Origin of the sequence: Mycobacterium sp. E3305, assembly GCF_001666785.1 — a bacterium.
GTDB lineage: Bacteria > Actinomycetota > Actinomycetes > Mycobacteriales > Mycobacteriaceae > Mycobacterium.
In genome coordinates, this window is sequence record NZ_LZJA01000003.1 from 35,874 (window position 1) to 57,694 (window position 21,821).

General features: G+C 69.1%; 16 protein-coding genes, 1 tRNA gene and 1 other RNA gene. 7 read left to right on the top strand and 11 right to left on the bottom strand.

The features are described 5' to 3' along the window. Positions 1–13 precede the first annotated feature (13 nt). Together A5701_RS00270 and A5701_RS00275 are read right to left on the bottom strand one after the other, a co-directional pair. The gene (locus tag A5701_RS00270) at positions 14–1,144 is read right to left on the bottom strand and encodes a hypothetical protein (protein ID WP_067747222.1); all 1,131 of its coding nucleotides are present in this window, start codon (positions 1,142–1,144) and stop codon (positions 14–16) included. Then, positions 1,141–2,454: a hypothetical protein gene (locus A5701_RS00275; protein ID WP_067747227.1), complete on the bottom strand. Its 1,314-nt coding sequence runs from the start codon at positions 2,452–2,454 to the stop codon at positions 1,141–1,143. Before A5701_RS00275 ends, A5701_RS00270 begins: the two co-directional genes overlap by 4 nt. A gap of 44 nt (positions 2,455–2,498) precedes the next feature. Here A5701_RS00275 and A5701_RS00280 point away from each other — a divergent pair, with 44 nt between their 5' ends. Beyond that, positions 2,499–2,837, top strand: coding sequence for a hypothetical protein (locus A5701_RS00280; protein ID WP_067747228.1), 339 nt, complete (start codon positions 2,499–2,501; stop codon positions 2,835–2,837). 3 nt (positions 2,838–2,840) lie between these two features. Here the strand turns inward: A5701_RS00280 and A5701_RS00285 are convergent, their stop codons facing one another. From A5701_RS00285 to A5701_RS00295, 3 genes are all read right to left on the bottom strand, one after another. Continuing rightward, positions 2,841–4,187 carry a CHAT domain-containing protein gene (locus A5701_RS00285; RefSeq protein WP_067747254.1) on the bottom strand — a complete coding sequence of 449 codons (1,347 nt, stop codon included), beginning with the start codon at positions 4,185–4,187 and terminating at the stop codon, positions 2,841–2,843. After that, on the bottom strand, positions 4,184–5,884 hold the full coding sequence (locus tag A5701_RS00290; RefSeq protein ID WP_067747229.1) for a hypothetical protein: 1,701 nt from the start codon (positions 5,882–5,884) through the stop codon (positions 4,184–4,186). The genes A5701_RS00285 and A5701_RS00290 overlap by 4 nt, the downstream gene beginning before the upstream one ends. A gap of 94 nt (positions 5,885–5,978) precedes the next feature. Beyond that, positions 5,979–6,458: a lipoprotein LpqH gene (locus A5701_RS00295; RefSeq protein ID WP_067747255.1), complete on the bottom strand. Its 480-nt coding sequence runs from the start codon at positions 6,456–6,458 to the stop codon at positions 5,979–5,981. 146 nt (positions 6,459–6,604) lie between these two features. Between A5701_RS00295 and A5701_RS00300 the strand changes: the two genes are divergently transcribed. Together A5701_RS00300 and A5701_RS00305 are read left to right on the top strand one after the other, a co-directional pair. After that, a complete protein-coding gene (locus A5701_RS00300) occupies positions 6,605–6,985 on the top strand; it encodes a hypothetical protein (protein ID WP_067278284.1) in 381 nt (126 codons plus the stop codon). A gap of 14 nt (positions 6,986–6,999) precedes the next feature. Then, positions 7,000–7,743: an enoyl-CoA hydratase/isomerase family protein gene (locus A5701_RS00305; protein WP_067747256.1), complete on the top strand. Its 744-nt coding sequence runs from the start codon at positions 7,000–7,002 to the stop codon at positions 7,741–7,743. 10 nt (positions 7,744–7,753) lie between these two features. Here the strand turns inward: A5701_RS00305 and A5701_RS00310 are convergent, their stop codons facing one another. Together A5701_RS00310 and A5701_RS00315 are read right to left on the bottom strand one after the other, a co-directional pair. Continuing rightward, a complete protein-coding gene (locus A5701_RS00310; RefSeq protein ID WP_067747230.1) occupies positions 7,754–8,554 on the bottom strand; it encodes a hypothetical protein in 801 nt (266 codons plus the stop codon). Between the two features lie 93 nt (positions 8,555–8,647). Then, a tRNA-Ser gene (locus A5701_RS00315) sits at positions 8,648–8,733 on the bottom strand. A gap of 65 nt (positions 8,734–8,798) precedes the next feature. Here A5701_RS00315 and ffs point away from each other — a divergent pair. The 3 genes from ffs (at position 8,799) to A5701_RS00330 (ending at position 12,315) form a co-directional block, all read left to right on the top strand. Further along, positions 8,799–8,893: signal recognition particle sRNA small type (ffs, locus tag A5701_RS00320), an RNA gene on the top strand. A 134-nt stretch (positions 8,894–9,027) separates the two neighbouring features. Further along, a complete protein-coding gene (locus A5701_RS00325) occupies positions 9,028–10,320 on the top strand; it encodes an aminotransferase class I/II-fold pyridoxal phosphate-dependent enzyme (RefSeq protein WP_067747231.1) in 1,293 nt (430 codons plus the stop codon). A gap of 162 nt (positions 10,321–10,482) precedes the next feature. Next, a complete protein-coding gene (locus A5701_RS00330) occupies positions 10,483–12,315 on the top strand; it encodes a DNA polymerase III subunits gamma/tau (protein WP_067747258.1) in 1,833 nt (610 codons plus the stop codon). Between the two features lie 61 nt (positions 12,316–12,376). Here the strand turns inward: A5701_RS00330 and A5701_RS00335 are convergent, their stop codons facing one another. After that, positions 12,377–13,684 (bottom strand): class I SAM-dependent methyltransferase, encoded by a 1,308-nt coding sequence (locus A5701_RS00335; protein ID WP_197499007.1) that lies wholly within the window; start codon positions 13,682–13,684, stop codon positions 12,377–12,379. Next, the gene (locus A5701_RS00340) at positions 13,681–15,072 is read right to left on the bottom strand and encodes an FAD-binding oxidoreductase (RefSeq protein ID WP_067747232.1); all 1,392 of its coding nucleotides are present in this window, start codon (positions 15,070–15,072) and stop codon (positions 13,681–13,683) included. Before A5701_RS00340 ends, A5701_RS00335 begins: the two co-directional genes overlap by 4 nt. A 67-nt stretch (positions 15,073–15,139) precedes the next feature. Here A5701_RS00340 and A5701_RS00345 point away from each other — a divergent pair, with 67 nt between their 5' ends. Further along, the gene (locus A5701_RS00345) at positions 15,140–15,577 is read left to right on the top strand and encodes an SRPBCC family protein (RefSeq protein WP_067747234.1); all 438 of its coding nucleotides are present in this window, start codon (positions 15,140–15,142) and stop codon (positions 15,575–15,577) included. On the opposite strand, the gene A5701_RS00350 is transcribed toward A5701_RS00345, so the two are convergent. Next, complete coding sequence (locus A5701_RS00350; protein ID WP_067747263.1) at positions 15,574–16,296, bottom strand: class I SAM-dependent methyltransferase; 723 nt, start codon at positions 16,294–16,296, stop codon at positions 15,574–15,576. The two genes, A5701_RS00345 and A5701_RS00350, sit on opposite strands and share 4 nt — an antisense overlap. Before the next feature lie 38 nt (positions 16,297–16,334). Beyond that, positions 16,335–21,821, bottom strand: a 5,487-nt coding sequence (locus A5701_RS00355) for a non-ribosomal peptide synthetase (protein ID WP_156669844.1), incomplete at its 5' end; no start/stop codon positions are given.

The following is a 21,821-nucleotide window of genomic DNA, read 5'->3' on the forward strand; positions in this document are numbered from 1 at the left end:
ATCGCGCCCCGGGTTAGTAGGCGGATTCGGCCGCCAATATCTCGGCGAGAAAGGCGTCGTCCGCCGGCCGGTCCAGCCGCGCCCGCGCCCACCGGCGCACCCGCTCGCGGGTGTCGGCCGACTCCGCGTTCTCGGCCCCGATGAGCACGGAGGCCGCCGACCAATCGTGATCCCAGGCCGCCGACTCCGAAAGGGGCCATTGCCCGGCCTCGGCCAGGGGGAGGGTCGCGCGGCCGTCGGCGTCGAGGGCGCCGGCGCCGGAAATCGATCCCGAGCGCAGCCGCACCCCGATGCCGGTGGCTGGGTCCGGGCCGATGACGGCCACCCGCACGTGGGCGACGACCGCGGTTCCGGCCGCCTCGATCGTCCAGTCGACGGTGTTCTCGCCGGCGTCGAAGATCCCGGGCGGAACCCCGCCCCAGTGGACTGACCCGACGCCGCGGGCGATCGGGGCCGTGGAGGGCCTGCCCGCGTCCGCGCCGGCGGCCAGCGCGTAGTCGTCGCGGCGGCCGCTCGGAAAGACCAACACCGCAGCCGAATCGTCAAGCGCGGCAAACAGTTCGGGCCAGCCGGGGCCGTCCACACCCAATTCGTCGGCCAGGCCGGCGCCGGCTCGCACCAGATCCACCGCGCGCGGATCACCGTCCGCGACATGCGCGGCCAGGGCGGTGGCGTGCGGCGCCAGCAAGCCGGCGACGTCGGAATCCAGGGTGTCATCGGCGAAGAAGCCTTGCGCGCCGGCGGTCAACACCGCGACCTCGAGGTCCAGCAGCGCGCGGTCGAGGCCGGCGATGCCGTCCTGTCGACTCGCGGGCCACCAGCGCCGCAGCCAGTGGCCCACGGCCAACCGGCGTAGCGGCCCGACCGACCCCGGCAGGATGTCCACCCCGGCGAGGTCGATGCTGCTTGGCTCGTCCGCCCCGCCCACCGCGGAAGCGAGTGCGACATGCCCGGATTCGCCGAGCACCCGCCAGAGCCAGTCGGCACGGCCGAAATCGGTGAATGTGATGTGGGCCTTGGCGTCGTTGGGGTCGTCCAGGGTCCACGACAGCACCGCGCCGCTGACCTCGAGCACCGCGGCCAGCGGAGTCGTCTCGGTGGTGGGGCCGGTAGTCCACAGACCGGAATCGGCGACCAATCTCATCCCGCCACCTGCAATTCCAGCATCGACTTGATTCGCTGCCGGTGATCCAGACTCACCGACCGCGCGACCCCCTCGAGCAGCGACCGCACGTCATCGACGTCGTCGCAGGGCTCCTGCCAGACGTCGCGACCGTGCAGCCGCGCCCACAGCCGGCTCAGGTAGGGCTGCGCGTACGCGGCGAGGTCGTCGACCACCTGCCGCTGGCGTGGATGGATCGGGCCGCCCTCGGCGAGGTAACGGCGGGCGTGCAGCACGTAGGCCTCCTTGCGCAGCCGCGCCTGGATCTGCGCCGCGAGGGCGTAGCGGCTGGCGACGGACGGGTCCAGCGGAGCCAACTCCGTCGCGATCTCGATGCCCGCGACGAGCGTGGCCTGTTTGTCCTCCGACAGCAGGCCCCAGGGCGCGCAGGCCCGGTCGACTTCCTCCTCGCAGAGCAGGGGAATGTCGGGCAGCGCGTCGCGGTCCAGGGCGCGGCGCAGGGTGGCGCGCACCCGGTCCACCACGCTGCGGTCGAGCGGCCGGTCGCTGTCGGCCCCGCCGGCCACGCGCGGTCGTTGTTGCGGCGCAACCGAACTCAGCCCCAGCTCGATTATCGACCACGGCAGTTGCGCCGCCTCGACGCGGGCCAGCGCGCCCAGGTTGTAGGGCGTCGCGTCGGCGATCATCGCCGACCAGACGCGCTGCCGGGCCGTCGTGGTGCGGTGGCTGTTGGCCGGTCCCAGGACGGTGGCGAGTTCGGCCAGGAACGGGCCGGTGACGGTGGCGCCCGCCCGCACGTCGCGCCAGCTGCGGTCGAGCTGGTCGGCCAACTTGGCCACCGCCTCGGGGTCGGCCACGTACTGATGCAGCACCTCGATCGCGGTGCGGTCGCGACCCTGGTGGACGTCTTCCAGCACCGCGGCCGCCGTCTCTTGATCCTCGGCCGCCGGTTGGCCTTTCGTCACCGCGAGCTCGAAGCACACCGGGAAGTACAGTTCCTGGGCGTTTCCGGTGCGGATGCGCCGCCGCCGCCGCTCCATCTTGAGTACCTCGAACCAGGCAGCGGCCGAACGCAATTCGGCTGCGCTGCCGACGATCAGCTCACGCATCGCGTCGGCCGTCTCCGGGTTGACGACCGGTGCCGAATACTGCGGGTTGGAACGCAACCGGAGCACCAGCGGGTCGATGATGCGTTTGACGGTGCGGCTCAGCGGGCCGCCGTCGTCGCTGCTGAGCACCTCCACACCGGGGCCGATCGCCCGCCACGCCGCGTCGATCACCGACCGGCGGGGGTGGCCGACCGCGACGGCCAGCTGTGAATCCGCGCTCATCTGCACAGAATAGGGGCTTCGCGCCGAACGCGGCAGCCGAAAACTTGGGTTCGGTAGCCGGCCGCCGGCCGCACGCTGGTGGCATGAACAAGCTGTCAGTGCTGGTCGACCGGGTCCGGTCCGCCCGGCGTCGGGGCGGAGGGGACCGCGCCGTCGGGGTCGGCACCGTGCGCGCGGTCGAGCGCCAGGTTTTCATCGAGGTGGTCGCCGTCTCCGGTGAGACGTTCATCGGCAAGTTGGCCCGGTGCGGCGACGATCTCGACCTCTCGGTGCTGCGGCCCGGTCTGGTGGTCCTGGTGGCCTTCGATCCCGCTGCACGGGAGAGCCTTTCGCTGCCCGACGATGTGCTTGCGGTGCACGCGGCGTGGGTGGCGTCGCTGTGAGCGCTACCGGGCGCCGTCCACCGCGAAGCTGACGACGGCGCCCCAATACAGCGGGCTGGCCGTGGTATCGCCGTCGCGCCAGCGCCGCATCTGTTCGCGCTGCCACCGGTTCACCGCGCACCCGGCGTCCCCGTCGGCGCCATGGGCGCGATCCACGGCGACAACGACATCGGCCATCGGATCGGCGGTGGCCGTGGTGAACTGGCGATATGCCGCGGACGTGGGTAGCGACCACAGGGTGGCCGTCACCAGCTGGGCGCCGCCCAGGATCACCGCCGCCACCAGCCCGGTCGCCTCGTCGAATTGGTAGTCCCCACCCGAGCCGCAGGCGAGCAGGGCCACCCGCGGCGGCATCGGCAGCGCTAAGGACATCAGGTCCGAGGCGGCCAGCGGGCGGTGGTCGCCGATAGCCTCGGCGTCGCCGGGTATCTCGGCGGTGTCGGCGAGGTGCAGTGCGGCCCGATCGGCCTGGCCGTCGGCCGAACTGGCGTGGCCCACATACAGCAGCCTGCTCGGCGCAAGGGTCAACAGCTTGGCCAGCCACGTGCGGTCGGCATCCTGGCGACGGAACAATTCGACCGCGGCGTCCACGGACGGCAGCACCGGCCGGTGCTCCAGCACGTCGGTGAAGTATTGCGCCAATGGCGTTGCAGGCGAGGGCCTGCCGAGCACCGACCCCAGCGCCGAGTCGGGGCGCTGTCCCGGCACCCGGGGATCGAGCACCAGGAGCGGCGGACCGTCCTTCCTCGCGCCCCAGGAGACCGTCACCCGCGGCGAGTGCACGATATTCGGCGGGACCGCCAGCAACACGTCGACCAGTTCCATCAGCCGGTGACCGTCGGTGTGCTTTTCGATATCGGCGAGCTGCCACGGGATTCGGGCCGCCGTCCGGCCGCTTGCGGTGATGGCTTCCTGGCGAGCGCGCACCAATTCTTCCTTGCTGGGCCCCGATTTCGGCAACGCCAGCAGTCCCCAGGGAACCCGAGCCAGCCGCGCGCTGGGCGAGACGAACAGCACCGCCCGCGGCTGGGTCACGCACTCGGTCAACAGCTGCCAGCCGGGGGAGCCGATCAACAGCACCCCGAGGATGTAGGCGAGCGTCAGCTCTCTGTCCGGCGCCGCGAAGGGCCCGGTGGTCAGCGCGCGCTCGATGGCGTCGCGCCGTCCCTCGGTGCCGTACGGCTCGGGCAGGGCGCTCACCAGTTCGTCGAGCGCGGCCAGCAGCAGCGGCTCTTCGATGACCCAGTTGACGGTCCGCGACGGCTCCCCGACGACCCGCAAGCTGGCGTAGGTGGCGATCCCGACGTCGGCATACCTCAGGATCAGCGTGGTTCGATCGGTCTCGCTCATGGCCACGTCGACCAGGCCGCCTCGGCCGCGGTGACCGCGCGGCCGTAGCGCTGGAGAGCCAGCTCACGATACTGGCTGAGGATCGGCTCCGCTTCGGGCTGCATGCGCAGCGGCGGCAACGGCCCGAGCCGGGTCAGCGATGCGCCACCGGTAGCCGGCGAGCCGGCCGCCGCCAGCGCGGGCGCGGGCTCCAGATCGGGATCGACCGGGACCGCTGGGGTGGCCGTCGATGCCCATTCGCCGGTGCACGGCCGCTGGTCACCGGTATCGAAAGTCCCCCGCGCGCTGTGGTATTCGACCAGTTGGCTGATCAGCTCGGTGTTCTCCCATTCCCAGGCGACGGCGAAGGCGCCGGCCAGGACGGGGCCGGAAACGGTGGTGGCCCAGCGGGATCTCGCGTCGGCGTCGGCGATCGAATACCGCACCGAGTCAACGGCCAGCGCTGCGGGAACCTTGAGCTCGGCGGCCTGCTGGAGTTTGGTCATGCCGCGCCGGTATTTTTCGGTGCCGACCTCGCCGTGGAGGATGCCGAGCCCCTCCGCCTGGCGCGCCTCCGTCTCCTGCAGCGTCTCGTCGGGATCGCCCGAGCTGTCGAAGCCGAGGTCGGCCAACGCGTCGGCGCGCCACACGGTTCCGAGATGATTGTCGAGCAGCGCGTACTGCAGCCAGCTGCTGCGCGGCGACGAGTCGAGCAGTTCACGGGCCTGGGCGATCAGCTCGACCGCGTCGGCGAAGCGGCTCCAGAAGATCGCTATCCAGCTACGTTGCAACAGGATACGGTGCAGATACAGCGGCTTTCCCAATTCCCGCCAGTGCCGCTCTGCGTGTTCCCAGCATTCGTCGGCGGCTTCCAGCTTGCCGGCCCCCAGCCGGGTGAGTCCCATGAAAAGCCAGCAGCGGGCGGCGTCGTGTGCCCGGTCGTGACGGGCGATGACGGGGTAGGCCTCGGAAACCAGTTGCTCGGTGCCGGCGTGGTTGTTGGCCGCCCAGCACGCCGCCGCCCGCTCCAATTGCGCTCGCGCCGTGGCAAGTTCCCAGCCGTTGGCCTGGGCCCGGGCTTCCGCGCGGCGCAGCCAGGGATCCGCTTCCGATAGCCGGCCGGTTTCGACGCAGAACCTTCCGTAGCCGGTACCGGCGACGACCCGAACGTGGTCAGCGTCCGCGCCCGTACCGGTGTAGTCTTCCATCGCGCCGACGACGTTCTGCCACAGCGGAACCGACCGGACATGTAGGTCGTCGTCGCAGAGCGCGGTCGCGCAGAGGACCCGGGCCTGGATCCGCAGGCGCGCGTGTTCGTCGGCCAGGTCGGGAAGGTCTTCGTCCGAGCCGTCGCCGTCCAGCGTGGCCAACGCCGCGGCCGCGCCTTCGTGGTCGCCGATCGCCGCGGCGAGGCCGGCCTGCAGAAACTGAGCCCGCCGGGAGTACCGGCGGATCATGTGCGTGATGGCGGCGTCGGCGGGCATGCTCGCATAGATCGATATGCAGTCTTGAATGCGCCGGATGGATTCGCGCACGCCGTCATTCGCGCCGCGGTCGAGGTAGATCTCGCCGAGCTGGGCGAGGACTTCCAGCATCAGATCGTCCCGGTCTTCCCGCTCGATGCCCGGTATCAAGGACAGCAACAGATCACGGGCCCCGGCTTCGTCGGCCGCATGCGCCAGGCGGCGCGCGTTCTCCAATTCGTCGGGGATCGACACGGCTGCATCATAAGTCCGCGGATGTGGTCCGGGCAGGGAAAGCGGCGAGCGGCGGACGCGTGAGTGAGCACGTCCGCCGCCCGGTCGCGACCGATCAGCCGCAGGTCACCTTGATGTTGAAGTCCTTGGTGATCATTCCGGCCATCGGATTCTTCAGGTCGGCGCCCTGCGCCTGGCCCGTGATGGTGTAGGTCTTACCGTCCACCGCCACGTCGGCCGAGCCGACCTTCGCACCCATGTTGTTGCTGACCGACAGCGCGTTGCCGTCGACAACCATTGCCAGCGACTCGACCTTCGGGGTGGACTCGTCGGTCATCACGACGGCGAGGGCCTGCCGTCCGCCGCTGGAGCCACTGCCGATGTTGATCTTGCCGCCGGTCTTCACGCAGGTCACCGAGGCGGGGTCCAGGCCCGCCAGGTCGGTGCCACCCACCTTGACCTGTGCCCCGCCGCCGTGGGCCACGCTGGGCGCCGTGCTCGATGCCGGGCTGGCCGTGTGGCCGCCGCTGGAACACCCCACGAGCACCGATGCGGCGCCCAGTGTCCCAATCGCAGCCGCGAGAAGTCGTTTCACTTTGCGATTTCCTTCCTCCATGCGCCGCCCCGATGGCGTCGTCATGGCGCAAGTACAGACCCCCGGATTCGCTACCGATCCCAAATTTCGCGGCGTCGAGCCGGTAGGCTGCGTCGGGGTCGGCGCTGACAAAAGGGAGGCACGCGATGCTGAGCGTGAAGTGGCTGGAAAAGCCTGAGGCCCATGACTTTCCGGCGGCCGCGGACTACCTCACCATGCTCGCGGACCCCGCGACCGTGAAAAAGGTGATCAAAAAGTTGAAGGCCGGCACGGTCACGCACCGGAAGGCCAAGGACATCCTGCGTGCGGCACGCCTGGGCCTACTGCCCGTCGACAATCCGCACGTCGCGGCCGACCTCACCAAAATCGAGAAGGGGCAACCGCTGTCGCCCATCCTGCTGGTGCGCGGCGACTTCCCGACCGGTGCCCCGTTGCAGATCGCCGACGGCTACCACCGCGTGTGCGCCAGCTACCACACCGACGAGAACACCGACATTCCGGTCGTCATCGCGGCCGTGAGCCGCTGACCGAGGATGTGACGATGATCAACATCGAGACCGTCGAATCCGTGCGGGTGCTGACCATGTCCTCGGGTCCCGTCAACGCCCAGGACGTCGAGCTGCTCGAGGCGCTGACCTCGGCGGTCCGCGACCTGGGCCGTTCGGACCCCGGCGCGCTGGTTGTCACCGGGGCGGGCCGGGCGTTCAGTGCCGGGGTCGACCTCAACCGCGTGGTCGACGGGGGCGCCGCCTACACCGATCGGCTGGTCCCGGCGCTGTCCGCGGCGTTCGAGGCGGTGTTCGCCTATCCGGGACCGACCGTCGCGGCGATCAACGGCGCCGCCATCGCGGGCGGGTGCGTGCTCGCGTGTGCCTGCGACCGCCGCCTCATCGGGCCCGAGGCGCCCATCGGAGCGGCCGAGGTGCGCGTCGGCGTGCCGTTCCCGGTCGCGGCGCTGGAGGTGATGCGCTACGCGTGCGGGGACCACACCGAGGAAGTGCTGCTGGTTGGACGCAACTATCGGGGGCCGGAGGCCGTCGCTCGTGGACTCGCCCATCGCGTCGTCGCCGACAATCTCCTCGAGGAGGCTGTGGCCGAGGCCTCGGATCTCGGCGGCATCCCCGCCGCCGCCTACCGCCGGACCAAGACCCAGCTGCGGGCCCCGGCGATGGCGCGGATCCGCGACGGTGGCGCTATCGACGACGAGGTCCGCCAGATGTGGGGCGCGGACGAGACCCGGCAACGCATCGCCGCCTACGTGGAGCGACTGCGGCGGCGCGACTGATCAGGTCCGGCTATTCCTCATCGAGGGCGACCCCGCCCCTGGTGCGCCGGCGCCGCATCCGGTGCGACCCCTTCCCCGTCGGGCGACGGTTGCGCAACCTGGCCGGGCCTTCCTCGGTCTCCTCGGCGGGCTCTTCGGTGGCCTCTTCCGCGGGCTCTTCGGTCGCAGCCTGGGGTTCCGGCGCGGCTTCGGGCTCGGCGGCCGTGGAGCTCTCGGCCGTGACGGTCTCGGCCTCCTCCGGCTCGCCGGCCTCGGCTTCTTCGGTCTCGGCCGCGGTGTCTTCGTCGGCGGCTTCGGTGTCTTCGTCGGTTTCGGCCTCGTCGGACTTCTTGCCGCGCAGCCGGCGCTTCTTGGGTTCCTTCACCTTGATCGGTTTCGGCGGCGGGGGCGGCAACTCGGCGACGAACGAAAGGTAGAACGCGAAGAAACCGAGCAGCGCGATCGCCGCGGCCGCCCCATAAATGGCGAACAGATACTGTCCCGCGGTGTCCAGGCTCAGCCAGATCTCGCTGATCGCCGTTCCGATGATCAGTACACCCGCCAGCACATGGCAGACGATCGAGGCGACCCGCAGCGTCAGGGCGAGCCGAGGCGTCCCCAGCTCCGGCTTGCGCACCCGCAGCAGGTTGAAAACGACAGGCAGCGCGGCCAAGGCGATCAGCGCACCCGTCGTGATACGCAGCGCCGTTCCCAACGAATGCGTGGTGTCACCCATCAGCTCCGGCCAACGGGGCAACACGAAAAAGAAGTACAGGGCGCCGGCGACGAGGGAGAACAGCAGGTGCCACGGCACGGCAATCTTGCGCCCCATACCCCTCCTCGTGCTGTTGAGTTCACGCCAGCCTAAAGGCGGCCAACCCGAATCCATACCAATTCGTGCTTTGTCCGCATGGCGGACCAATTGCGGAGGATGCGGGATTTGAACCCGCGAGGGCTGTTAACCCAACCCGCGTTCCAGGCGAGCGCCATAGGCCACTAGGCGAATCCTCCGTGGCCATGGTAACCGAGGCCGCCATAGCGGCCACCACGCGCTCCGCGCCAGGTATTACACTCGCGGTGGACCCCGCGCGGCGTCTATCCTGTGAACTCCCCCAGGGCCGGAAGGCAGCAAGGGTCAATGGGCTCTGTCGGGTGCGCGGGGTCCCCTATGTCCATTGAGTGGCAGACCCGCTTCGCCCGGCTCCGCCGCGCTTGCGATCGCCGCCAGGTTTGATGAGTGGCGACCCGCTGCGCCCGGCTTAGCCGCGCGTGCGATCGCCGCCAGGAACAGCGAAAGGGTCCGCCGTGTCGCTGGATTCCCTCAGCCCGGAAGAGCTCGCCGCCGCGCACGCGCGCAACCAGCAGGATTACGCGGCTCTGCAGGCCAAGAAGTTGGCCCTCGACCTGACCCGCGGCAAACCGGCGCCGGAGCAACTCGACCTGTCCAACCAGCTGCTGAGCCTGCCCGGCGACGACTACCGCGACAGCGAGGGCACCGACACCCGCAACTACGGCGGTCTGCACGGCCTGCCCGAGCTGCGCGCCATCTTCGGCGAGCTGCTCGGTATCCCGGTGCCCAACCTGATCGCCGGCAACAACTCCAGCCTGGAGCTGATGCACGACCTGGTCGCCTTCTCGATGCTGTACGGCGGCGTCGACTCGCAGCGCCCCTGGAAGGACGAGGCGAGCGTCAAGTTCTTGTGCCCCGTTCCCGGCTACGACCGGCACTTCGCCATCACCGAGACGATGGGCATCGAGATGATCCCCGTCCCGATGCTGGCCGACGGGCCCGACGTCGACCTCATCGAGGAGCTGGTGGTCGCCGATCCGGCGATCAAGGGCATGTGGTCGGTGCCGGTGTTCGGCAACCCCACCGGCATCACCTACTCGTGGGAAACCGTGCGCCGGCTGGTGCAGATGCGCACGGCCGCGCCGGACTTCCGGCTGTTCTGGGACAACGCCTACGCGGTGCACACCCTGACGCACGACTTCATCCGGCAGGTCGACGTGCTCGGGCTGGCGGCCAAGGCCGGCAACCCGAACCGGCCCTACGTCTTCGCGTCCACCTCCAAGATCACCTTCGCCGGCGCCGGCGTCAGCTTCCTGGGCGGCTCGCTGGGCAACATCGCGTGGTACCTGCAATACGCGGGCAAGAAGTCGATCGGCCCGGACAAGGTCAACCAGCTGAGGCACCTGCGCTTCTTCCGCGACGCCGACGGCGTGCGCCTGCACATGCTGCGGCACCAGCAGATACTTTCGCCCAAATTCGAGCTGGCGCTGGACATCCTGGACAAGCGGCTGGGCGATTCCAAGATCGCCACGTGGACCGAACCCCAGGGTGGCTACTTCATCAGCCTCGACGTGTGGCCCGGGACGGCGCGCCGGACCGTGGCGCTGGCGAAGGACGCGGGCATCGCGGTGACCGAGGCGGGGGCGTCGTTCCCCTACCGGAAAGACCCGGAGGACAAGAACATCCGGATCGCGCCGACATTCCCGTCGCTGCCCGACCTGCGCGACGCGGTCGACGGGCTGGCCACCTGCGCGCTGCTGGCGGCCTCGGAGTCGCTGCTCGTCTCCGCCGCATCGAGTGTGAGCTGAGGGCGACGACACGCCGAGCCGGATCGCCCAGGGCTCACACCGAAAGCCGCTGATGCACACTCAAAGCCCGTCGCGCTCTAGTCACCGGGCCTACTGTCCGGCGTCTCAGCGGGCCCTGCCGTGCCCGCATCGTGGTCGGACCGCGCCGGTAGCCTGCTGACCGTGGCCCTCTACCGCAAGTACCGTCCGGCAACCTTCGCCGAAGTGGTGGGGCAGGAGCATGTCACCGAACCGCTGTCGATCGCCCTGGAGGCCGGCCGGATAAACCACGCCTACCTGTTTTCCGGCCCCCGGGGCTGCGGGAAGACGTCCTCGGCGCGCATCCTGGCCCGGTCGCTGAACTGCGCGCAGGGTCCCACCGCCAACCCGTGCGGGGTCTGCGAATCGTGCACGGCGCTGGCCCCGAACGCCCCCGGCAGCATCGACGTGGTCGAGCTGGACGCCGCCAGCCACGGCGGGGTGGACGACACGCGCGAACTACGGGACCGCGCGTTCTACGCGCCGGCGCAGTCGCGCTATCGGGTGTTCATCATCGACGAGGCGCACATGGTGACCACCGCGGGTTTCAACGCCCTGCTCAAGATCGTCGAAGAACCGCCCGAGCACCTCATCTTCATCTTCGCCACCACCGAACCGGAGAAGGTGTTGCCGACGATCCGGTCGCGCACCCACCACTATCCGTTCCGGCTGCTACCCCCGAAGACCATGCGGGCGTTGATCGGCCGGATCTGCGAACAGGAGGGCGTCGTCGTCGACGACGCGGTGTACCCGCTGGTGATCCGTGCCGGCGGTGGCTCACCGCGCGACACGCTCTCGGTGCTCGATCAGCTGCTGGCGGGCTCTGAGACTGGTCCCGGGGGGCCCCACGTCACCTACCAACGCGCGCTCGGACTGCTGGGGGCCACCGACGTCGCGCTGATCGACGACGCGGTGGACGCCCTGGCCGCGTCGGACGCCGCGGCCCTGTTCGGTGCGGTGGAATCGGTGATCGACGCGGGCCACGACCCGCGGCGCTTCGCGACCGACCTGCTGGAGCGGTTCCGCGATCTCCTCGTGCTCCAAGCCGTTCCGGACGCCGTCAGCCGCGGCGTGGTGGACGCCCCCGAGGACGTGCTCGACCGGATGCGCGACCAGGCGACCCGCCTCGGGTCGGCTACCCTGACCCGCTACGCCGAGGTCGTGCAGGCCGGGCTGGGCGAGATGCGGGGGGCGACGGCCCCGCGCCTGCTGCTGGAGGTCGTCTGCGCGCGGCTGCTGCTGCCCTCGGCCAGCGACACCGAGTCGGCCCTGCTGCAGCGCGTCGAGCGGATCGAGACCCGGCTTGACATGTCCATTCCCGCCTCCGAGGCCGCCGTCGCGCACCCGCCGCCGGTCGCCGCTCCAGTGCGGCCGCGCAGGGAGGCCGCCCGGCCCCGGGAGGCAGCCCCGCCCAGGTCGGCGCCGCCCGTACCCATGCCGGAGGCCGTCCCCGAACCGGTCCCGGCGCCCGCGGTCCCCGAGCCGGTCCCGGCGCCGCCTGTCGCCGAACCGGTGGCCGCGCCGGGCGAACTCAACGCCGCCGCGGTGCGAACCATGTGGCCGACCGTGCGCGAAAAGGTGCGTCAGCGCAGCCGCACTACCGAGGTGATGCTGGCGGGCGCGACCGTCCGGGCGATCGAGGAAAACACGCTGGTGCTGACGCATTCGTCGGCGCCGCTGGCCAAGCGGCTGTGCGAACAGCGCAACGCCGACGTCATCGCCGAAGCGCTCAAGGATGCCCTGGGCGTCAACTGGCGGGTGCGCTGCGAGGTGGGCGCCGCGACACCGGTCGAGTCGGCGCCGCCGGCACCGCCGGCGGCCGAGCCCCCGCCCGACCTGGCCCAGCGCGACGAAGAGGAGCACATGCTCGCCGAAGCCGGCCGCACGGAGGCGTCGGAGCCGCGCCGCGACCCCGAGGAGGTCGCGCTCGAGCTGCTACAGAACGAGCTGGGCGCGCGCCGGATCGATAACGCCTGACGCCGGCTAGCGGCGATCGCAAGCGCGGCGGGGCCGGGCGCGGAGGGTCGCCGCCATAAGGCTAGGGCGCCCACCAGGGCCGCAGCGGCAGGTGATCGTCGCCGCACGCGTCGACGTTGGCCGCCAGCACGTGGTGCAGCTGCAGGTTGTTCTGCTCAAAGGCCACCCGCGAGGCCGCCATGTACAGGCCCCACACCTTGGCGGTGGCCAGGCCGACCTCGTCGACGGCTTCGTCCCAGTGCTCGACCAGGTTGCGGCACCAGTCCCGCAGCGTCATCGCGTAGTGGTGCCGGAAGTTCTCCTCGTGCAGCACCTCGAAGCCCACGTCCTGGACCTCGGTGATGATGCGGCCCGAGCCGGTCAGCTCGCCGTCCGGGAAGACGTAGCGGTCGGTGAAACCACCCGCGAACGACGTCGACTTGTTGTCGTGGCGGGTGATGCAGTGGTTGAGCAGCAGGCCGCCGGTGCGCAGCTTCGACTTCAGGAACCCGAAGTAGGCCGGGTAGTTCTTCACGCCGATGTGTTCGGTCAGCCCGATCGAGGACACTGCGTCGAACCCGCCTTCGGCGATGTCGCGGTAGTCGGAATGGCGGACCTCGGCGAGGCCCGCGAGTCCCTCCTCGTCGATCGCCCGCTGCGCCCACCTGGCCTGCTCACTCGACAGGGTGGCGCCGATCACCCGGACGCCGCGTCGGGCGGCGAAGCGGACCATGCCGCCCCACCCGCAGCCGACGTCGAGCAGCCGGTCGCCCGGCTGCAGCCTCAACTTCTCGAAGACCAGCCGGTACTTGTTGTCCTGGGCCTCCTCCAGCGTCGCGTCGGCGTCGGGGTAGACCGCGCACGTGTACGTCATCGACGGGCCGAGCACCCACTCGTAGAAGGTGTTGGAGACGTCGTAGTGGTGGTGGATGGCCTCGGCGTCGCGGGTCTTGGTGTGCATCAGCCCGTCGGCAATCCGGCGCCACCGGGGTGGCGTCTCCTGCGGCGGCGGGGCGACCGGCACCAGCCGCTCGAGCCCCATCGAACGCACCACGTTCGCGAGGACGCGAGCCGGCGGCCGCTTGAATTGGACGCGGTCGGTGAGCGTCTTGAGCAGCTGGTAGGGATCACCGGCGTGGACGCCGTAGAGGTCCAGGTCGCCCGCCACATACGCGCGGGCGAGGCCGAGTTCGCCTGGAGCGGTGGCCAAGTAGGTGGCGCCGCGCGGGGTTCGCAGGTCCAGGCCCAGTTCGGCGTCCGCACTGCCCGCGATGCTGCCGTCGTAGGCCGTGAACTTCAGGGGATGGTGGCCGGTCGCGGCGAAGATCTCCAGGATCTCCGCCATGCTGAGCTTGCCGGTGGTGCGGTGGGGTTCTTTGATCGTCGTCATCGCCGTTGTACCGCCTTTGCGTAGAGGTCGAGGAGACGGGAATCGGGATCGTAGGTTTTCTTGACCGTGTTGTAGGCCTCGCCGCCGTACAACTCGTCGAATTCCTCGCGGGCGTAGTACGAGTCGGAATATAGCGACTTGTGCCCGTCGAATTCGCTCACCTTCGCTTCGATCTTCCGGTTGGTTCCACCTTCCGTGGTGCCCGCCGGCACCGAAGACCAAAAGCCGATATTGACGTACGTGTGGTCGGGCCGCATCGGATACAGCGGCCAGCCCTCGTGGTCGCGCAGCCGCAGCGGGCACAGCCAGAGGGGGGTGATGGGCACGCTGCCCAGGAACCACTCCAAGAATTCGCAGGTCCGTTTGACGGGAACCTCCACGTCTTGGACCACCCGCTCCCGCGGCGGACGCCCCTTGCGTTTCTCGATCCGATCGGCGATACCGAACCGCTGGTCCATGGCGACGAGCTTCGAGTAGACGCTGCTGCGCCGGTAGCGGCGCGGCCACCAGCGCCGCAATCGGGGGTTCTGCACACCGAATGCCCGCGAGCACCAGAACCAGTCGGTGTCCCAGCGCCAGAAGTAGTCGTGCATCGTCAGCCGGTCGTCCTTGGTGGCTTCCACGCCTGGGAAGTCGTGCCGAATCGATTGGTAGTAGATGTTTTTCCCGGTGTAATCGCTCACCGGCCCCGGGTTGGTGGTTCGCCGGCCCACGCACAGGTAGCTTTCGTCCGCGCTGAACACCACGCCGTCGAGATAGTCGACGGGTGTGCCGCCCTGGCCGCCGGTGTCGATGATGCGTTCCATGGCCGCGACCAGCTCGGGCAACGAGCGGAAGCGGACATGCCGCAACGCCACAAACGGCGCGACGGGCTCCAGCTCGATCCGCAGCCGGGTCGAATAGCCGAGCGTCCCATAGGAATTGGGAAAGGCGCGAAAGAGATCGGCGTGCTCGGTGCGGGATGCGGTCAGCAATTCGCCGGCACCGGTGAGGATGTCCATCTCCAGCACCGATTCGTGCGGCAGGCCATTGCGGAACGACGCCGACTCGATGCCCAAGCCGCTGACCGCTCCGCCCAGCGTGATGGTCTTCAGCTGCGGGACGACCAGCGGCGAAAGGCCAAAAGGCAAGGTCGCGGCGACCAAGTCCTCATAGGTGCACATGCCGGCGACGTCGGCGGTGCGGGATTCGGGATCCACACCCAGCACGCCGGTCAGCCCCGATGTGTCCAGGCCCGGGGCGTCACGTTTGGTGCGGGCGCGGAACAGATTTGACGTTGGTTTGGCGAGCCGGACGGCGGACGTCGCGGGGATGGATCGATAACTCGCCATCAACCGGTCAACGCCCGACTTGTGCGCCGACAGTGCAGATCCAGGGACAGGCACCACATATACCCTAGTCTTCGACCACAGCCCGTGCACCCGAGCGCGGGCGGGCATAGCTTCAGGAGTTGTTTTGGGACAGGTGAGTGCTGCCAGCACGATTTTGGTCAATGTGGAGCCGGCCGCCACCTTGGCGGCGGTTGCGGACTATGAGACGGTCCGTCCGAAAATTCTGTCCCCGCAGTACAGCGGCTACCAGGTGTTACAGGGCGGCCAGGGGGCCGGCACGGTCGCCAAGTGGAAGTTGCAGGCCACCAAGTCCCGAGTCCGCGACGTGCAGGTCAACGTCGACGTCGCCGGCCACTCGGTCATCGAGAAGGACGCGAACTCGTCGATGATCATCAACTGGACCGTGGCGCCCGCCGGGCCCGGCTCGAGCGTCACCGTGAAGACCACCTGGACCGGCGCGGGCGGCGTCAAGGGATTCTTCGAGAAGACGTTTGCACCATTGGGACTGAAGAGGATTCAGGGCGAGGTCTTGGCCAACCTCAAGCGGGAATTGGAGGGCTAGGCGCGACTGGCGACCGCCACCGTCGGCCCGAGCGCCCGAGTGCGGAACTCGACATTGATCGACGGATCCGCATGCCTTGCGAGCGCCGTCAGCGCCGACGGGCTGTACGCCCGCAACGAGCTGATGACCCCGTCGTGTGCCAACGGGATCAGCCGAGTGAACGGGAGCACCGCCGCCAGCACCATGACGTGGAGCGGCGCCGGAGGCCTGCGGAGGTCGATGATCAGCAACTTCTTCGCGGCGCGGGTTCCCTCGGCGAACACCCGGGCGGCCTGCTCGGGGGGTAAATGGTGCAGCGACAGCGCGAACAGCGCGAGGTCGTAGTGGCCGTCCGGGGCGTCGATCGCGGTGGCGTCCATCTGCCGCACCGTCGCCCGCGGGTGTGCGCCCAGGTCGCCGGCGGCGACCTCGGCGACGAACGCGGGATCGACGTCGGTGACCGTGACATGCGCCGTGGGGTGGTTGGCCAGCAGCCTGCGCGACAGACCGCCGAATCCGGCCCCGAGTTCGAGGATCTTCGGGGAGGGCACATCAGCCACCTCGGCGAGCGCCACCCGGGCCAACCCCTCGTGCGCGCGCGACCGTCGTCGTTCGGCGCGGTCGAGCGCGGCGATCACCCTGCGCTTGAGATCGTCGACGTCGTCGCGGTCCAGGTATTCAAGCCGGTCGGTTTGTAACCTCCGGTCCAGCCAGGAGGCGTCCGGCCCGCCCCTGGGCATGCGCGCAAAGTCGACCGAATCAACCGTTTGCCGTTTCTTCACCGTGACCGCCTCGCGTTCTCCAGAGCAAATTTGAGGTGCTCGCCATACATGTTGAGCGACGCGGTGCTCAACATGTCGTAGTGCGAGCAGTCGATCGAGTATGCCGTGAAGGAACCGGCGGTATGCGATTTCCACTTCTTCAGCCGCGACCTGGCCGCCAGGTGAGTTCCCATCTTGTGCATTTGCGCCAATAGCGTTGGGTCGCCGCCATTTCGGTGTCCGTTGCGGGCGGCGGAGAACACGACCATGTCGCCGTCGAACACCTCCGGCACGTGCTCGGCCAGGAACGATTGGCTGGCGTTGGCGCTTTTGACCATGAACTCCAACAGCTCTTTCGGCGGCAGGATGGAGCTGCCCAGCTTCTGGCGAATCAATTCTTCGGCGCGCTGATAGGTGAGGGGACCCGGCTGAGCGTCTATGCCGTTGGCGCGGAGAATTCGCTGAAGGATCTGACTCTCGGCCGATGCGCGAATCTTGTTGGCGCCGAGCCTGGTTACGCCCTTGGTAGCCGAATAGGGAGCGTCGAGCAACACCAGGCTTTGGACCACGCATCCGCGTCTCTGGAGCTCGATCGCGAGTTCCTGGGCGACGACGCCGCCGAAGGACCAGCCCAGCAGCTTGTACGGCCCGTCGGGATAGAGCGCTTGGAGCGTGTCGGCGTATCTGGCCGCCATCGCCCGAATCGATTCGGGTTCGCCCTCGCCGTTTTGTGGGACGCGGTTGATTCCGATGACTGGGCAATCCAGGTACCGGCCCAACGCTCGGTACGGCCAGCTGAGTCCGAAGCCGTCATGGATGCACCACAGTGGTACACCGCTGCCCTCGTTGAGGGTCTCGACGGGCACCAACTCCTCGGCGCTCGCGGGCGTGCCCAGTTGCCGGCTCAGGCGCCGAACGGACGGCGCGTAGAACAGGGTGCGCACCGCCAGGCCCGCGCCCAGGGCCGCATTGATCGCCGCGGTTGCCCGCATCGCCGAAATGCTGTCACCGCCCAGGTCGAAGAACGAGTCGTCGACCCCGACTCGTTCCACACCGAGCACCTGCGCGTAAATGTCAGCCAGGACCTTCTCGACCGAATTCGCCGGGGGCCGGTACCGGTCGCCGTCCGCGTACCGGGGCGCCGGCAGCGCCCGCGTGTTCAGCTTGCCGTTGACGGTCAGGGGCAGCGCCTGCAGTGCCATGACCGAGGCCGGGACCATGTGGGCCGGTAGCCGTCGGGCCAGTTCCGCGCGCACGGCGGCCGGGTCGGCGGTGCCGGTGATGTAACCGACCAAGCGCCTTTCGCCGGGGCGGTCCTCGCGGGCGATCACGGCCGCGTGCTCGACGCCCTCGAGTTCGGCTAGCGCGGTGCGGATTTCGCCGAGTTCGACCCGGTAGCCGCGGATCTTGACCTGATCGTCGGTGCGTCCGAGATACTCGAGTTGCCCGTCGGCGCGCCAGCGCACCCTATCCCCCGTGCGATACATCCGCGTTCCGGGCGGTCCGAACGGGCACGCCACAAACCGCGAAGCGGACAGTCCGGGCCGACGCCAATAGCCCACTCCGACACCGCGCCCGGCCACGTAGAGTTCGCCGACGACACCGGCCGAGACCGGGCGCAGCCAGCCGTCGAGAACGACGAGCGCGGCGCCGGGCACCGGCGCACCGATCGGTACGACATCCGATCCGGCGGTAAGGGGCGCGCTCAAGGTCACCCACATGGTTGTCTCGGTCGGGCCGTATTCGTTGATCATCACCCGGCCGGGTGCCCACCGCTCCACGACGTCGGGCGGGCAGGGCTCACCGCCGACCAGCAACGCCACCGACTCCAATCCTTCGGGCGCGAGCGTGCTGACCGCCGTCGGCGTTTGGCACAACACCGTGACCTCTTCGGTGACCAGGAGCTGGTGGAAGTCGGCCGGGGATGCGGCCACCGACTCCGGCACCACGACCAGCCGTCCGCCATTGAGCAGGGCGCCGAATATCTCCCAGCCCGAGATGTCGAAGCTGTAGGAGTGCCATTGCGTCCATACCTGTTGTGGCGCGGCCAGATCGGGATCGAGCGACCCGACCAGCTGCGTCACGTTGTGGTGGGTGATCGACACCCCTTTGGGTACGCCGGTCGTTCCCGAGGTGTAGATGATGTAGGCGAGCTCATCGGGATCCGGCAGCGGCAGGGCGGTGATGGGGCATGTCGAGACCCGGGGGTCGTTGACGTCGATGACCGGCAGCGCGGACCCGTCCAGCCGGTCTGCCGAGCCTCCGGTCGTGATCGCGGCGACCGGTGCGGCATCGGCGATCATGAACTCGATCCGGTCCCGCGGCAGCGCCGGGTCGATCGGCAGATAGGCCGCACCGGCCTTCAACACCGCAAGGATGCCGACGATCGCGTCCGCCGTGCGGGCGGACAGCAGCGCCACGCAACGTCCGGGTCCCGCCCCCCGTTCGGTCAACAGGTGCGCCAAGCGGTTCGCCGACGCGTCGAGTTCGCGGTAGGACATCGAGCAACCGGCGCAGGTGACCGCCACGGCATCGGGGGTGCGCGCGACCTGAGCGGCGAAGGACGCCGGAATGGAGACCGGTGTCGCGGGCCGGTCCAGCGTTGCCAGGTTGCCCCAGTCACGGAGGCGGGCGTGTTCCGGCTCGTCGAGTAGGTCGAAGGTGGACAGTCGGGCGGTCGGGTCGGCGGTCATGGCCTTCAGCACGCGTTCCAGCTGCGTGATGAGTATGTGGATGGTGTCGGCGTCGAAGATGCCGGTGTCGTATTCCAGGCGCACGCCGAGCTGCTCACCCGTGCGAGCTTCCAATGTCAGCGGGTAATGGGTGGATTCGTGTGTGGTCATGTCGGTGACCGCGAACTCACGGGCACCCGCCATCGCGCTGGTGTCGACGGGATAGTTCTCGTAGACGAAGAGCGTGTCGAACAATTGGTCGTGGCCGGTGATGTGGTGGATCGCCGTGAGCGCCAGGTGCTGGTGATCCAGCGTCTGGTTGTGGGCCTGCTGGAGGTGGTGCAACAACTGCGTGGTGGTGGTGTCCGCGCCGATGGTGGCGCGCACCGGCACCGTGTTGATCAACAGCCCGACAACCGATTCCGCGCCGGGAAGCTCGGTCGGGCGTCCGGAGACCGCGGCGCCGAAGACGACGTCGTGTTGGCCGGTCAGCCACATCAGCAGTTGCGCCCAACCGGCCTGCAACACGGTGTTGACGGTGGTGTGATGCGAGCGCGCCAGTTCGGTGAGCGCGTGAGTCGTCCGCTCCGAGAACCGATACGAGGCCTCGCCTCGGCGCCCGGGCCCCGTCCTGTTTGCGGAGCCGACGAGGGTGGGGGTTTCGAATCCGGTGAGAACCTCGCGCCATGCGGTGTGGGCGGCATCGAGGTCGCGATCGGCCAGCCAGGTGACGAACCTGCGATACGAGGTGGACGCCGGGAGCCGCTGCCCGTAGTAGGCGGCGAACATCTCCTGCAACAGGATCGACGTCGACCAGCCGTCGAGCACGATGTGGTGATTGGTGACCACGATCCGATGCCGGTCCGGTGCCGTGCGGATGAGCGCCACCCGGAAGGCCGGCGGATTCGCCAGGTCACAGACGGCGACGCGCTCGGCCGTGCACAGCTGCCGGATTCGGGTATCGGTGTCGTCGATGTTGTCCAGTTCGACGTACTGCCATGCCGCCGCGGGATCGGCAGGGATGAGTTGAACCGGTTCGCCTTGGGTGCAGAAGCGGGCCGCAAGGTTGGGGTGGCGATCGACCACGGTCTGTGCCGCGGCGCGCATCCGGTCGGGGTCCAGCGGCCCGGTCACGGTGAAATCCAGTTGGACGGAATAGAGTTCGGCCAGATCGTCGAGACCCTGGGTGGTGCTGGCATGGAACAACAGGCCCTGCTGCAGCGGGGTGAGCGGCAGAATGTCGGCGACCGAATACTGCTGTTGGAGGGCGTCGATCTCCCGCTGGGTGAGCCGCGCGGGTGCGATGTCGGAGGGGGTCAGACCGCCGCCACCCCGCGCGACGTGGGCGCAGACACCGGCCAGGGCCTCGAACCACAACCGGTTGAGTCGGCTGACGCCGGCGTGGTCGAGCGCTGAGGGCGCCCAGGTCCAGGTGGCGTTCAGCGCAGGGCCGGAATCGGTTTCGACGGCGACGGCGCTGAGCTCTACGGTGTGCATCATCGGCATGTTCACCGCAGACGCGGCCGCGGTGAACGCAGATCCGTCCGCGCTGATCAGCCACAGATCGTCCGACCGCTCGGAGCCGTGTGCGCCAAGACGTCCCAGATAGTTGAATCCGATCGTGGGTTCGGCGCCCATGAGCGTGGTGTCGAGGTAGCGCAGCAGCCCATAGGTCAGGGGATCGGGGAGCGCGCGGAGTTGTTCCTTGGCGCGCTTGATGATCGGGCCGAGGTCGGCGTCGCCGGCCACCACCAGCGCCCAGGGCAGCGCGCCGGAGCTCAGCGCGACGGGGTATTTGGTGGTGAACCAGCCCACGGTGCGGGACAGGTCCACGTCGGCGGCCAGCTCTTCGTCGCGGCCATGGCCTTCGACGTCGAGAGCGATCGCGGCGTCGCCGGTGCCCAGGAACTCGGCGCAGGCCAATGCGAACGCGATCAGGAGGATGTCCTGGATTCCCGCGTGGAACGCCGCGGGCACGTCGCTCATCAGCTGGCGGGCGGTCTCACCGTCCAGCGACGCGGTCAGGTGCCCGGCGTTCGCGTAGGTGTCTGGCGCCTCCGGCAGGGCGGGTCGCGCCGCCAATACCTGCTGCCAGGCTTCGCTCTGCGCCAATACCGTTGGGTCGTCGGCATGTTGGGCGAGGAGTGCGGCCCACCGTTGGAATGACGTCATCACCGGGGGGAGGGCTATCGGGTGCCCGCTGTGGTGTTGGGCCCAGGCGATGTTGATGTCTTCGAGCAGGATCCGCCACGACACCGCGTCGACGGCCAGGTGGTGGATGATCAGGGCCAACTGCCTGGTGGTGCTCGCCCACACGGCGCTGAGCATGACCCCGCCGGCCGGACTGAGCCGGGACCGGGCGGCGATGATCGTCTCGTCGGTGAGCGCGTCGACGGTGTGCAGTAGCGCTGCGGCGTGCGCCGAGTCCGGTTCTGGCACGGTCAATTTCCAGCCGCCGGGCCCGTCGTCGACGCGCAGTCTCAACATGGCGTGCCGGTCCAGCAGGGCCTGCAGCACGACCGTGACGTCGGCCAGTTCGACACCCGCGGGTGCCTGCAACACCATGGTCTGGTTGAACTGGTCAACGGGGCCGTCGACGCTGCTCAGCCAGCGGATTATCGGTGTCGCCGCCACGTCGCCGATTCCCTCGTCGATGGGCCGGTGCGTGTCGGCCACGCCGACCACCCGGGCCAGTCCGGCCACGGTTTGCTCGACGAAGATGTCGCGCGGCCGGCAGCTGAGGCCGGCCGCGCGGGCCCGCGACACCACCAGCATAGAAAAGAAGAAGTCGCCGCCCAAGTCGAAGAACGAATAGTCGACCCCGCACCGGGG

Bases quoted from the DNA above. Each gene is read 5' to 3' on its own strand.
- A5701_RS00270 (WP_067747222.1), bottom strand. From the start codon at position 1,144: ATGAGATTGGTCGCCGATTCCGGTCTGTGGACTACCGGCCCCACCACC.
- A5701_RS00300 (WP_067278284.1), top strand. From the start codon at position 6,605: ATGCTGAGCGTGAAGTGGCTGGAAAAGCCTGAGGCCCATGACTTTCCG.
- A5701_RS00275 (WP_067747227.1), bottom strand. From the start codon at position 2,454: ATGAGCGCGGATTCACAGCTGGCCGTCGCGGTCGGCCACCCCCGCCGG.
- A5701_RS00305 (WP_067747256.1), top strand. From the start codon at position 7,000: ATGATCAACATCGAGACCGTCGAATCCGTGCGGGTGCTGACCATGTCC.
- A5701_RS00285 (WP_067747254.1), bottom strand. From the start codon at position 4,187: ATGAGCGAGACCGATCGAACCACGCTGATCCTGAGGTATGCCGACGTC.
- A5701_RS00350 (WP_067747263.1), bottom strand. From the start codon at position 16,296: ATGCCCAGGGGCGGGCCGGACGCCTCCTGGCTGGACCGGAGGTTACAA.
- A5701_RS00335 (WP_197499007.1), bottom strand. From the start codon at position 13,684: ATGACGACGATCAAAGAACCCCACCGCACCACCGGCAAGCTCAGCATG.
- A5701_RS00310 (WP_067747230.1), bottom strand. From the start codon at position 8,554: ATGGGGCGCAAGATTGCCGTGCCGTGGCACCTGCTGTTCTCCCTCGTC.